Raw genomic sequence first — 12,237 nt, 5'->3', positions numbered from 1 at the left:
CACGGCGCCCGGCTCCTGACACCTGGCGCCGACTCCTGGACACCCTTCCCCGGCGCGGGGCCGCGGCCATCTCTACGGCGCGGCCCCGCGCCGTCGGTCTTCGCCGGCGCCCGGCGTCGTGTGCCGTCGGGGCGGTTTAGGGTGAGTGAGTGATCGAGGTGTGGCCCGGGGCGCGGCGGTTCGAAGGCGGCGCGGAGGGTGTGGCGACGCTGCACGCGTTCTCGTTCGGGGGGCACTACGACCCCGGGAACGTGGGATTCGGGCTGCTGTCCGCGTGCAACGAGGAGGCCCTGGACGTCGGCGCGGGGTTCGCCGAGCACCCGCACCGCGACACCGAGATCGTCACCTGGGTGCTGGACGGCGAGCTGGAACACCGCGACGCCGAGGGGAACTCCGCGCTGCTCGGCGCGGGCGGCCTCCAGGTGCTGAGCGCCGCCGGCGGGGTCCGGCACAGCGAGCGCAACGCCGGCCCCGGGCCCCTGCGCTTCCTGCAGATGTGGCTGCACCCGGACGCGTACGGCGGGACGCCGCGCTACACCGCGCTGCCCGCGCCGCTGCCCCCGGGCCCCGGCCTGCGCGTCCTGGCCACCGGCGCCGAGCCGGCGGCTCCCGCCACCGCAGCCCCCGGCGGCGCCCCCGCGCCCCTGCGCCAGCGCGCGGCGACCTTGCACGGCGCCCGCCCGGACACCGCCTCCGACACCGCGCTGCCGGACGCGCCGTACCTCTATGTCCACCTCGCGCGCGGCGCGCTCACCCTCGTCGAGGGCACGCGGACCGCCGCGCTGGGCGCGGGCGACGCCGCCCGCGTCACCGACGCCCGCGGCGTACGCGCCCGCACCGAGGGCCCCGCCGAGTACCTGGTGTGGGAGATGCACGCCCGCCCGTCGTACGGCTGAGTCCCCGGGCCGCCGAGCCCCGGGTATCGGCTGAGCGCCGGACCCCGCCGAGCCCCGGGCATCGGCGGGGTCTGGCGGGGTCCGGCGGACCCGGCCGGGCCCGTCGCCTCAGCCCCGCAGCTCGGCCAGCACCGCGTCCGTCAGCCGTGGCCACGGCTCCAGCGCCCAGGCCCCGAACGCCCGGTCGGTGAGCACCACGCACGCCGCCTGCGCGGCCGGGTCAACCCACAGGAACGTCCCGGACTGCCCGAAGTGGCCGAACGTCCCCGGCGAGGAGCCCGCGCCGGTCCAGTGCGGCGACTTGGCGCCGCGGATCTCGAAGCCGAGCCCCCAGTCGTTGGGGTTCTGCAGCCCGTAGCCGGGCAGCACGCCCTTCAGCCCGGGGAAGGCCACCGACGTCGCGGTGACCACCGTCGAGGGGTGCAGCAGCCGCGGCGACTGCAGCTCCGCCGCGAAGGCCGCCAGGTCGGCGGCCGTGGACACCGCGCCGGCCGCCGGCGTGCCGTCCAGGGTCGTGCCGGTCATGCCGAGCGGCTCCAGCACCGCCTGCCGCAGATACTCCGCGTACGGGATGCCGGTCGCCTTGGCCAGGGCGTCGCCGAGCACCTCGAAACCGGTGTTGGAGTACAGCCGCCGGTCGCCCGGCGCGGCCATCACCCGCGGCTCGTCGAAGGCCAGGCCCGAGGTGTGCGCGAGCAGGTGCCGCACCGTGGACCCCTCGGGGCCCGCCGGGTCGTCCAGCTCGAAGACGCCCTCCTCGTACGCGACCAGGACCGCGTAGGCGAACAGCGGCTTGGTCACCGAGGCCAGCGCGAACCGCCGGTCCTGCGGGCCGTACGTCCCGGCCACCGAGCCGTCCTGCCGTACCACCACGGCCGCCGCCTCCGGCACCGGCCACTGCGCGATCAACCCCAGGCTCTCCATACGCCCGAGCCTAGGGCGTGCCACGGCCCGGCTCCTACGCCGGGGCTGCTCTGCCGCTCCCCGGTGCGCGACTGCTCCGTCCCGCTCCCCGAGACGCCCGGAGGCGCTTGCTTGGAGTGCACTCCAAGGTCTTAGCGTGGAGGTCATGACGGTCGTGCAGATGGCGCAGAGCACAACGGGCGGGGACACGGACACACGCCAGGACGCGGGCGGGGACACCAGGGGGCGTACCGGCGGGGGCGTGGACAGGGGGCCGAGCAGCGCGGCGAACGACTGCGCCCGCGCCGTGGGGCTGCCGCGGCCCGACGGGCAGGACCAGTACACGATCAGCGAGGTCGCCGACTTCACCGGGCTGAGCGCGCACACCCTGCGCTGGTACGAGCGGATCGGGCTGATGCCGCACGTGGACCGCTCGCACACCGGCCAGCGCCGGTTCAGCAACCGGGACCTGGACTGGCTGGCGTTCGTCGGCAAGCTGCGGCTGACCGGGATGCCGGTGGCCGACATGGTCAGCTACGCCGAGATGGTCAGGGCCGGCCAGCAGACCTTCGCGCAGCGCCGGGCGCTGCTGGAGTCGACCCGCGCGGACGTGCTCCAGCGGATCGCCGAGCTGCAGGACACCCTCGCGGTGCTGGACCGCAAGATCGACACGTACGGCGCCTGCCTGGTGCCCGGGAGGACGAGCGCGTGACCGACGCACACAGCACCAGCACCAGCACCAGCCCCGCGCCCCGGACCGCCGCCGCGCCCGGGACCGCCGAGCCGCAGGCGGCCCTCACGCCGCCCGCCCCGCTGCCCCGCGTCGCGCTGGGCTCCGGCGGCCCGCGGGTGGGCGTCCAGGGACTGGGCTGCATGGGCATCAGCGAGTTCTACGGGGAGACCGACGACGCCCAGGCCCGGCGGACGCTGTCCGCGGCGCTGGAGGCGGGCGTGACGCTCTTCGACACCGCCGACATGTACGGGCTGGGCGCCAACGAGGAGTTCCTCGCGCCGTTCGTGCGGGAGAACCGCGACGCGGTCACGCTGGCCACCAAGTTCGGCATCCACCGGCTGCCCGGCGGCGGCCGGGAGGTGCGCAACGAGCCCGCGTACATCCGCCGGGCCGTGGAGGCCAGCCTGCGGCGCCTGGGCGTCGACGTGATCGACCTCTACTACATGCACCGGCACGACCGGTCCGTGCCGTTCGCGGAGTCGGTCGGCGCGATGGCCGAGCTGGTCGCCGAGGGCAAGGTGCGCCACCTGGGCCTGTCCGAGGTGACCGGGGCGGAGCTGCGCGAGGCGCACGCGGTGCACCCGATCGCGGCGCTCCAGTCGGAGTGGTCGCTGTTCAGCCGCGACGTGGAGCGGACCGCGGTGCCCGCGGCGGCGGAGCTGGGCGTGGCGTTCGTGCCGTACTCGCCGCTCGGCCGCGGTTTCCTGGCCGGCGCGTTCCAGGACGCGGACGCGCAGCTGGCGCCCGACGACTTCCGGCACGGCCACCCGCGCTACGCGGGCGACAACGCCGCCCGCAACGCCGGCCTGCTGGAGCCGGTCCGCCGGATCGCGCGGGCGCACGGCGCGACGCCCGGCCAGGTCGCGCTGGCCTGGGTGCACAGCAGGGCGCGGGCGCACGGCCTGACCGTCGTGCCCATCCCCGGCACCCGCAGGCCGGCACGGGTGCGGGAGAACGCCGCCGCGGCCTTCCTGGCGCTGTCCGACGCCGAGCTGGCCGAGCTGGAGCCGATCGCCGCGGCCGTCGCGGGCGACCGCCACCCGGACATGTCCAGCACGTCCGCGTCCCGCGACTAGGCCGTCAGGACCAGGCCCGGACGGCTGGCCCACGCGATCCGGGCGACTGGGGCGGTTGCTCCGGGCGGCCGGGCGCTCCGGACCACCGCTCGCGCGGCCGGGCCGCCGTCACGGCCGGGGGCGGGCGGCGCGGATCGCGGCCAGGACCGCCGCGGCGAACGGGAGCGACTCGTGCACCGGCCCGTAGCCCATGCCGAAGACGACCGCCGCCGGGTCCTGGTCGGCCGCGCTGCCCGGTCCGACCGGCGCGGTGCCGTCCTCGTCGGCCGCTTCCGCCGGTCCGCCGAGCCCCGCGGGTCCGGCCGCCGCGCCACGGGACCCGGCGGTCGGGTGCGCGGGGCGCGCCGGGTCCTCGCGGACCAGCAGCCGCAGATGGCCGTGCATCAGCTCCGGCGAGCGCCAGTCCAGGCCGCGCAGCTCCTCGACCGGGAACGTCTGGTCGCCGGCCCGCCATTTCGCGGTCGACGCGCCGGTCCAGAACCACCGGAAGCTGACCGTGCGCCCGTCGAAGTACGCCTTGGCGTCGTACGCCTTGAACGACCGCGGCACCGGCGGCGGCTCGACCAGGAAGCGGGCGGCCGGTTCGTGCGCCGCGCCGTCCACCGCCGCCCGCTCGGCGAGCGCGGCGGCCAGCTCGTCGCGGTAGAACTCGCCGAGGGTGCGGGACTGCTCGGGCAGCACCAGCCGATAGGGGTCGGCGGCCTCCTTCAGCTGGCCGGCCGCCGCCTCGATCACCGGGTCCGCGCCGGGCCGCGGCAGCGCCCGCAGCACGGCGGTGCCACGGCGCCCCTCGGCCAGCGTCACACCGGTCAGCGCGGCGTGCGGGACGCGTCGCTCGCCGAGCGCCTGGAGCAGCCGGGCGCCGCGCACGCCCCGGCTGTACCGGATCACGAGCGCGTCGGGTTCGAACTCCCACACGGCGTTGTTCCCGGCCAGCACGTCACCCATAGGGATCAGCCTATGACCGGTACCGCTCAACAGTCCTGGCCCGCGCTACGCGCGTCGCCGCCTTTTCCGCCGCACGTCACCGGCCGATCGCCTCGCCCTTCTCAGCTTTCTCGTCCCGCCCCACGCGCCTCGTCGAAGGCCTTCACCATCCCCCGGAGCTGCGCCCGGGAGGTGCCCCCAGCGGCGCGGTGCGCCGCCACGCCTCGGCGAGCAGTTCCGCGACCTCCGCGGGGTCCGCCCCGGCGAGGTCGACCCGCACCCAGCCGAACCGGCCGACGTAGGGCGCGACGGAGAAGGTGCGGGGGTCGGAGGCGACCAGCGCGGTCTGCTCCTCGGGTGACGCCTTCACCGACAGCCGGCCGCCGCCGGGCTCCTCGCCGCCCATGGCGAAGATCTTCCGGCCGACCCGGAAGGTGTGCTCACCCCAGGTCATCTCCTCGTGCGCCTGCGGCAGCCCGAGCGCCGCCTCCCGGCACTCCTCGAACGTCGTCACGGCCGCTCACGTCCCCCCTGCCCCGGGTCGGGGCGCTCGGTGTCGCTGATCCGCGGTGCTCCCGCGGCGTCCCGCGGTGCTGCAGCGGTGTCCCGCTTGCTCCCGCCGCGCTCCCCGCTTGCTCCCGTCGTGCTCACAGCCCCATGGCGCAGTGCGGGTGGCCGTCGCGGCAGGCGACCGCCGGATAGTCGCCCAGACCGATGCGGGCGAAGTTGGCGAGGCTGGCGGTGCCCGGTGCGAAGTAGCCGGGGTGGCCCTGCGCGCCGGCCGCGCTGATCTGCCGGGCGCCGAAGGACTGCGACATCGGGTCCGCCCCGTGCCCGAGGCCGGCGAACTCCAGGTGCGGGACGTCGCTGATCCAGTCGCCGTCGTCCCTGGCCGCCCAGACGTGGGCGCTGGTGTGCAGGTCCGAGACGTGCCCGGCGCGCATCCCGGGGCTGCCGAAGACCGCGATGTCCGAGACCTGCCCGGGCGCCAGGTCGGACGCGGCGACCCCGCACAGCACCGACCCGTAGGAGTGGCAGAACAGCGCCACGTCGCGGTGCTGGGGGAGCGCGGTCAGCAGCGCTCTGAGCCGGATCGCGCCGCGCGCGGCGAGGTTGCCGGTGGACGCCTCCAGGTCGACGCCGCTGGGCGTGGTGTAGTCGCCCCACGCGATGACCGCGGTCCTGGCCCGCGGGGTGTCCCGCCGCTCCTGGGCGTACAGCGCGCGTGCCATCCCGTCCAGCGCGGTGTACGGCTTGGCGGTGCGCTCGAAGCGCAGTACGTCGGTGTCCACGCCCGGCACCACGATGGACACCCGGCGGGCCGAGCCGAGGTCGCCGAAGACCTCGGCGACCTTGCCGACGCCGGTCGGGTCGAAGGCGAGGATCTGCCGGCCGTGGCCGAGCAGCGAGGTGTAGCGGTCGGTCAGCTGCTCGGCGAGGTCGCGGCCGGCCGGGGTGAGCAGGTCGCTGCGGGTGCGGGCCAGCTCGGTGGCGCGGGCCTCGACCAGCGCCTTGCGGTTGGCGCGGTAGCGCAGTGTCAGCGGGGCGCCGTTGAGGTTGCCGACCACCAGCGGGTAGCGGTCGGCCAGGGTGCGGCGCTGGGCCGCGGTCAAGGTGGCGAAGAACAGCGCGATCCGGCCGGGCGCGGAGTCCGGCGAGGGCAGTTTGCGGGCGCCGATCGTGCCGTGCGCCCAGGCGGCCAGTGCCGCGGTGCGGACGTTGGTCACCCCGTGCGGCTGGACCGCGGTCCAGCCGGTGGTGCCGAGCATCACGAAGACGACCGCCAGGGCCAGCAGGGTGCGGACGGAGGTGGTGCTCAGACGTTCATACAGAAAGGTCACTCGCTGAAGCCTCGCGAAGACGTCCCGCGCCGGGCGGAGACGGTGGCCGGGGAGCGCGGGGGATGTGCCGTCGGTGACGGCCGCTCCTACTTCCAGCCTAGACAACGCGCGGGGGTGGCCGAAGGATGCGTGACTCAGATCACGTGTGATCGCGGAATATGCCGACCGGGTCAGGTGCGCGGTACGCCGAGGGGCCGGGCCGTCCTCGCGGCCGGCCCAGCCCCTCTCACGATCACCCGCCCGGCCGAGCCCCGATCGGCCCCGGCCCGGTCCGCTCAGGCGTCGCCGCCCGCCACCCCCGGGTCGGCCGCCGACGCGTCCAGCAGCTGGTAGCGGTCCACCGCCTGCTTGAGCGCCGAACGGTCCACCTTGCCGTCGCGGGCCAGCTCGGTCAGCACCGCCAGCACGATCGACTGCGCGTCGATGTGGAAGAAGCGGCGCGCCGCCCCGCGCGTGTCGGCGAAGCCGAAGCCGTCCGCGCCCAGCGAGGTGTAGCGGCCCGGCACCCAGCGGGAGATCTGGTCGGGCACCGACCGCATCCAGTCCGAGACCGCCACGAACGGTCCCTGCGCCCCGGAGAGCTTGCGGGTCACGTACGGCACCGCCTGCTCCTCCTCCGGGTGCAGCAGGTTGTGCTCCTCGACCGCGACCGCCTCGCGGCGCAGCTCGTTCCAGGACGTCGCCGACCAGACGTCGGCCGCCACGTTCCACTCCTCGGCGAGGATGCGCTGCGCCTCCACCGCCCACGGCACGGCCACGCCGGACGCCATGATCTGCGCCGGGATCGTGCCGCCCTCGGCCGCCTTCAGCCGGTGGATGCCCTTGACGATGCCCTCGGCGTCCACGTCGGCCGGCTCGGCGGGGTGCTGGATCGGCTCGTTGTAGACCGTCAGGTAGTAGAAGACGTCCTCGCCGGGCCGGCCGTCAGCGGTCTCGCCGTACATCCGGCGCAGGCCGTCCCGCACGATGTACGCGATCTCGTACGCGTAGGCCGGGTCGTAGGCCACGCACGCCGGGTTGGTGGAGGCCAGCAGCTGGGAGTGGCCGTCGGCGTGCTGCAGGCCCTCGCCGGTCAGCGTGGTGCGGCCGGCCGTCGCGCCCAGCACGAAGCCGCGGGCGAGCTGATCGGCCATCTGCCAGAACTGGTCGCCGGTGCGCTGGAAGCCGAACATCGAGTAGAAGACGTACACCGGGATCAGCGGCTCGCCGTGGGTGGCGTAGGCCGAGCCGGCCGCGATCAGCGAGGCCGTGCAGCCCGCCTCGGAGATGCCGTCGTGCAGCATCTGGCCGGTCGGCGACTCCTTGTACGCCAGCAGCAGCTCGCGGTCCACCGACTCGTACTGCTGCCCGAGCGGGTTGTAGATCTTCGCGCTCGGGAAGAACGCGTCCATGCCGAAGGTGCGGTACTCGTCGGGCGCGATCAGCACGAAGCGCTTGCCGATCTCCTTGTCCCGCATCAGGTCCTTCAGCACCCGCACGAACGCCATGGTGGTGGCGATCGACTGGCTGCCCGAGCCCTTCTTCGCCGCCGCGTAGACCGTGTCCGGCGGCTGCGGCAGCGGCTTGGCGCGCACCACGCGCGTGGGCACGTAGCCACCGCAGGCCTTGCGGTGGTCGTGCATGTACTGGATCTCCTCGGAGTCCCGCCCCGGGTGGTAGTACGGCGGGTAGCCCTCGTCCAGCTGCCGGTCGGTGATCGGCAGGTGCAGCCGGTCCCGGAAGCGCTTGAGGTCGTCGACCGTCAGCTTCTTCATCTGGTGGGTGGCGTTGCGGCCCTCGAAGTTCGGGCCCAGCGTCCAGCCCTTGATGGTCTGGGCGAGGATGACGGTCGGCTGGCCCTTGTGCTCCAGCGCCGCGGTGTAGGCCGCGAAGATCTTGCGGTGGTCGTGGCCGCCGCGGCCCAGGTGCAGGATCTGCTCGTCGGTGAGGTTGGCGACCATGCTGCGCAGCCGCTGGTCGTCGCCGAAGAAGTGCTCGCGGATGTACGCGCCGGTCTCGGTGGCGTACGTCTGGAACTGCCCGTCCGGGGTGGTGTTCATCTTGTTGACCAGCAGGCCGTCCCGGTCCTGGGCCAGCAGCGGGTCCCAGGAGCGGTCCCAGATGAGCTTGATCACGTTCCAGCCGGCGCCGCGGAACTGCGACTCCAGCTCCTGGATGATCTTTCCGTTGCCGCGCACCGGGCCGTCCAGGCGCTGCAGATTGCAGTTGACCACGAAGGTCAGGTTGTCCAGGCCCTCGCGGGCGGCGATGGACAGCTGGCCCAGCGACTCCGGCTCGTCCATCTCGCCGTCGCCGAGGAACGCCCACACATGGGAGGCGGAGGTGTCGGCGATGCCGCGCGCGTGCATGTAGCGGTTCATCCGGGCCTGGTAGATCGCGCCCAGCGGGCCCAGGCCCATGGACACGGTCGGGAACTCCCAGAAGTCCGGCATCAGCCGCGGGTGCGGGTAGCTGGACAGGCCGTTCGGCGCCTTGGACTTCTCCTGGCGGAACCCGTCCAGCTGCGCCTCGGAGAGGCGGTCCAGCAGGAAGGCGCGGGCGTAGATGCCCGGCGAGGCGTGGCCCTGGAAGAAGATCTGGTCGCCGCCGCGGCCGTCGTCCTTGCCGCGGAAGAAGTGGTTGAAGCCCACGTCGTACAGCGAGGCGGAGGAGGCGAAGGTGGCGATGTGGCCGCCGACGCCGATGCCGGGGCGCTGCGCGCGGGAGACCATCACCGCGGCGTTCCACCGGGTGGCGTTGAGGATGCGGCGCTCGATCTCCTCGTTGCCGGGGAAGAACGGCTCGTCCTTGGTGGCGATGGTGTTGACGTAGTCGGTGCTGCGCATCTCGGGCACCGCGACGCGCTTCTCGCGGGCGCGCTCGATCAGCCGCAGCATCAGGTAGCGGGCCCGCTCACGGCCCCGCTCGCCGATGGCCGCGTCCAGGGAGTCGAGCCATTCCGCCGTCTCCTCGGGATCGAAATCCGGGACCTGGCTGGGAAGGCCGCCAATGATGATCGGGTTGCGATCTGATCCGGAAGCCACGCTGTTCCTTCGCTGCTCGTCAGTCGGTGCCGTGCTCAGCCGGTGCCGCGCACAGGGCCTTTGTGAACTCTACGCCCCGCCGGCCCCGGCTCCGACGCGCTCGGCCGCCCGCCGCGGGACCCCTCCCGCCAATCGTGCACAACACCGGCAAACCGGAGTGATCTGCGTCACCATGGAGGGTACGGGTTGCGGGGAAGACGGGCGAATCATCACCGTTTCGGCGCTCTCGTACGCCGGGTACTTGCGCGATCCGCCCCGCCCGTGTGGACTACCGCCAATAACCTCGCACGCGCGGGGGCACAACACAGACCATGAGCACCCATGACAGGAGGCAGAGCGTGAGCGCGACCGCGGACCACGCGGAGGAGCGGACCAACCCGGCGAGCCGGCTTGGGTTCGAGCCCGGACAGGTGGTCCAGGAGTTCGGGTACGACGAGGACTGCGACCAGGAGCTCCGCGAGGGCATCGAGGAGCTGACCGGCGAGGAGCTCGCCGACGAGGACTACGACGACGTGCCCGACGCCGTCCTGCTGTGGTTCCGCGAGGAGGACGGCGACCTCACCGACGCACTGGTCGACGCCACCTCGACGGTCGACTCCGGCGCCCCGATCTGGCTCATGACCCCCAAGACCGGCCGCGACGGCCACGTCGAGCCCAGCGAGATCGGCGAGGCGGCCCAGACCGCCGGCCTGGCCCAGACCAGCAGTGTCAACGCGGGCAAGGACTGGACCGGCAGCCGCCTGGTCACGCCCAAGACCGCGAAGGCCGCCAAGCGGTAGCCCGCCGGCGCAGGGTCGCGACATTGCCCCACAGTCCCGAGGAGCCGATTTGCCGATCGAGGCCGGTGTCGCGGCCCCCGACTTCAGCCTGCCCGACCAGCACGGCCGGACGGTGCGCCTCGCCGACTTCGCCGGCGACAAGCACCTGGTGGTGATGTTCTTCCCGTTCGCCTTCACCAGCGTCTGCACCGGCGAGCTGCGGGCCGTGCAGGCCGAGCTGCCCGCCTTCCAGAACGACGGCGTGCAGGTGCTCGCGGTCTCCTGCGACTCGATGCACGCGCTGCGCGCCTTCTCCGACGCCGAGGGCCTGGACTTCCCGCTGCTCTCGGACTTCTGGCCGCACGGAACCGCCTCCCGCGCCTACGGGGTCTTCGCCGAGGACAAGGGCTGCGCGCTGCGCGGCACCTTCGTCGTGGACCGGTCGGGCACGGTCCGCTGGACGATCGTCAACGGCCTGCCCGAGGCCAGGGACCTCCACGACTACGCGAAGGCGCTCGCCGCGCTCTGAGCCCCGCGTGCCCCGCGCGTGCCCACCCCGGGCGCCGCAGCACGCGCCCCCGTACGCACCACCGAACGCACGGGTCACGCACCACCGAACGCACGGGTCACGTACTGCCACGTACCTCCGCACGTACCGCGACAGGGGCCTGCGGCGGGCGGGAACCGGTCACTAAGCTCGGCACGTTGGTCGTGCGTACCGCACGCAGACCGGCGCAGGATGCCCGCACGCGGCATCGCACGGACGGGAAGACGGGAGAGGACTCGTGGGAGTCAGCCTCAGCAAGGGTGGCAACGTCTCACTGACGAAGGAGGCGCCGAACCTCACGGCCGTCGTCGTCGGCCTGGGCTGGGACGCCCGGACCACCACCGGGTCGGACTTCGACCTCGACGCCAGCGCCCTGCTCACCAACGACCAGGGCAAGGTGCTGTCCGACCAGCACTTCGTCTTCTTCAACAACCTCAAGAGCCCGGACGGCTCGGTCGAGCACACCGGCGACAACCTCACCGGCGAGGGCGAGGGCGACGACGAGGTGATCAACGTCAACCTGGCGGGCGTGCCGGCCGACGTCGCCAAGATCGTCTTCCCGGTGTCCATCTACGAGGCCGAGACCCGCCAGCAGAGCTTCGGCCAGGTGCGCAACGCCTACATCCGCGTCGTCAACGCGGCCGACAACCGCGAGCTGGCCCGCTACGACCTCACCGAGGACGCCTCCACCGAGACCGCCATGGTCTTCGGCGAGCTGTACCGGCACGGCGGCGAGTGGAAGTTCCGCGCCATCGGCCAGGGCTACGCCTCGGGCCTGCGCGGCATCGCCCAGGACTTCGGCGTCAACGTCTGAGGCCGCCGGTCCCACAGCCGCCGGGGGCGTCAGGCGCTGACGTCCCGGCCACCGAGCCACCACACAGCAAGGGGGAAAGAACAGCGATGGGCGTCACGCTCGCCAAGGGGGGCAACGTCTCCCTCTCCAAGGCCGCGCCGAACCTCACCCAGGTGCAGATCGGCCTGGGCTGGAGGGCACGGTCGACCACCGGGGCCGACTTCGACCTGGACGCCAGCGCCCTGCTGTGCGCGAACGGCCGGGTCCTGGGGGACGACTACTTCGTCTTCTACAACAACCTCAAGAGCCCGGAGGGCTCGGTCGAGCACACCGGCGACGACCTCACGGGCGGCTCCGGCGGCGACGACGAGACGATCCTGGTCGACCTGACCGCCGTCCCGGTCGCCGTCGACAAGATCGTCTTCCCGGTCTCCATCTACGACGCCGACGCCCGGGTGCAGACCTTCGGGCAGGTCAGCGACGCCTACATCCGGGTGATCAACCAGTCCGACGGCACCGAGCTGGCCCGCTACGACCTCACCGAGGACGCGTCCACCGAGACCGCGATGATCTTCGGCGAGCTGTACCGGTACAACGGCGAGTGGAAGTTCCGCGCGGTGGGGCAGGGGTACGCGTCGGGTCTGCGCGGGATCGCCCTAGACTTCGGGGTCAACGTTTCGTAAAGCCGCCTCGCGCGGGGGACCCCTTGGTTCAAGGGTCACAAGGGATTGGGTGGAAAG

Annotated in this window: 12 protein-coding genes; 7 read left to right on the top strand and 5 right to left on the bottom strand. The window is 73.4% G+C overall.

The features are described 5' to 3' along the window. Positions 1 to 149 precede the first annotated feature (149 nt). Positions 150 to 896, top strand: coding sequence for a pirin family protein (locus VSR01_RS11085; protein ID WP_326449094.1), 747 nt, complete (start codon positions 150 to 152; stop codon positions 894 to 896). Between the two features lie 108 nt (positions 897 to 1,004). Here the strand turns inward: VSR01_RS11085 and VSR01_RS11080 are convergent, their stop codons facing one another. Further along, a complete protein-coding gene (locus VSR01_RS11080; RefSeq protein WP_326449093.1) occupies positions 1,005 to 1,820 on the bottom strand; it encodes a serine hydrolase domain-containing protein in 816 nt (271 codons plus the stop codon). Between the two features lie 145 nt (positions 1,821 to 1,965). Between VSR01_RS11080 and VSR01_RS11075 the strand changes: the two genes are divergently transcribed. Together VSR01_RS11075 and VSR01_RS11070 are read left to right on the top strand one after the other, a co-directional pair. Continuing rightward, positions 1,966 to 2,511, top strand: a complete 546-nt coding sequence (locus VSR01_RS11075; RefSeq protein WP_326449092.1) for a MerR family transcriptional regulator — start codon at positions 1,966 to 1,968, stop codon at positions 2,509 to 2,511. A gap of 101 nt (positions 2,512 to 2,612) precedes the next feature. Next, positions 2,613 to 3,608, top strand: a complete 996-nt coding sequence (locus tag VSR01_RS11070; protein ID WP_326453592.1) for an aldo/keto reductase — start codon at positions 2,613 to 2,615, stop codon at positions 3,606 to 3,608. 108 nt (positions 3,609 to 3,716) lie between these two features. On the opposite strand, the gene VSR01_RS11065 is transcribed toward VSR01_RS11070, so the two are convergent. The 4 genes from VSR01_RS11065 to aceE form a co-directional block, all read right to left on the bottom strand. Then, positions 3,717 to 4,556, bottom strand: a complete 840-nt coding sequence (locus tag VSR01_RS11065; protein WP_326449091.1) for a DUF4429 domain-containing protein — start codon at positions 4,554 to 4,556, stop codon at positions 3,717 to 3,719. 142 nt (positions 4,557 to 4,698) lie between these two features. Continuing rightward, positions 4,699 to 5,049 (bottom strand): MmcQ/YjbR family DNA-binding protein, encoded by a 351-nt coding sequence (locus VSR01_RS11060; RefSeq protein ID WP_326449090.1) that lies wholly within the window; start codon positions 5,047 to 5,049, stop codon positions 4,699 to 4,701. A gap of 133 nt (positions 5,050 to 5,182) precedes the next feature. Next, positions 5,183 to 6,376 carry an alpha/beta hydrolase gene (locus VSR01_RS11055; protein WP_442785435.1) on the bottom strand — a complete coding sequence of 398 codons (1,194 nt, stop codon included), beginning with the start codon at positions 6,374 to 6,376 and terminating at the stop codon, positions 5,183 to 5,185. Positions 6,377 to 6,651: 275 nt separating this feature from the next. Beyond that, positions 6,652 to 9,399, bottom strand: coding sequence for a pyruvate dehydrogenase (acetyl-transferring), homodimeric type (gene aceE, locus VSR01_RS11050; RefSeq protein ID WP_326449089.1), 2,748 nt, complete (start codon positions 9,397 to 9,399; stop codon positions 6,652 to 6,654). A 338-nt stretch (positions 9,400 to 9,737) separates the two neighbouring features. Here aceE and VSR01_RS11045 point away from each other — a divergent pair, with 338 nt between their 5' ends. The 4 genes from VSR01_RS11045 to VSR01_RS11030 all read left to right on the top strand — a co-directional run bounded on the left by VSR01_RS11045 (position 9,738) and on the right by VSR01_RS11030 (position 12,180). Continuing rightward, positions 9,738 to 10,178, top strand: coding sequence for a DUF3052 domain-containing protein (locus VSR01_RS11045; protein ID WP_326449088.1), 441 nt, complete (start codon positions 9,738 to 9,740; stop codon positions 10,176 to 10,178). A gap of 49 nt (positions 10,179 to 10,227) precedes the next feature. Continuing rightward, entirely contained in the window at positions 10,228 to 10,686 is a 459-nt protein-coding gene (locus VSR01_RS11040) for a peroxiredoxin (protein ID WP_326449087.1), read from the top strand. 256 nt (positions 10,687 to 10,942) lie between these two features. Next, positions 10,943 to 11,518, top strand: a complete 576-nt coding sequence (locus VSR01_RS11035) for a TerD family protein (protein WP_326449086.1) — start codon at positions 10,943 to 10,945, stop codon at positions 11,516 to 11,518. An 86-nt stretch (positions 11,519 to 11,604) separates the two neighbouring features. Continuing rightward, positions 11,605 to 12,180 carry a TerD family protein gene (locus VSR01_RS11030; protein ID WP_326449085.1) on the top strand — a complete coding sequence of 192 codons (576 nt, stop codon included), beginning with the start codon at positions 11,605 to 11,607 and terminating at the stop codon, positions 12,178 to 12,180. Positions 12,181 to 12,237 lie beyond the last annotated feature (57 nt).

Source organism: Actinacidiphila sp. DG2A-62, assembly GCF_035825295.1.
Classification (GTDB): domain Bacteria; phylum Actinomycetota; class Actinomycetes; order Streptomycetales; family Streptomycetaceae; genus Actinacidiphila.
Note: the sequence above shows the minus strand (reverse complement) of the source record. Positions and strands in the feature narration are given on the sequence as shown.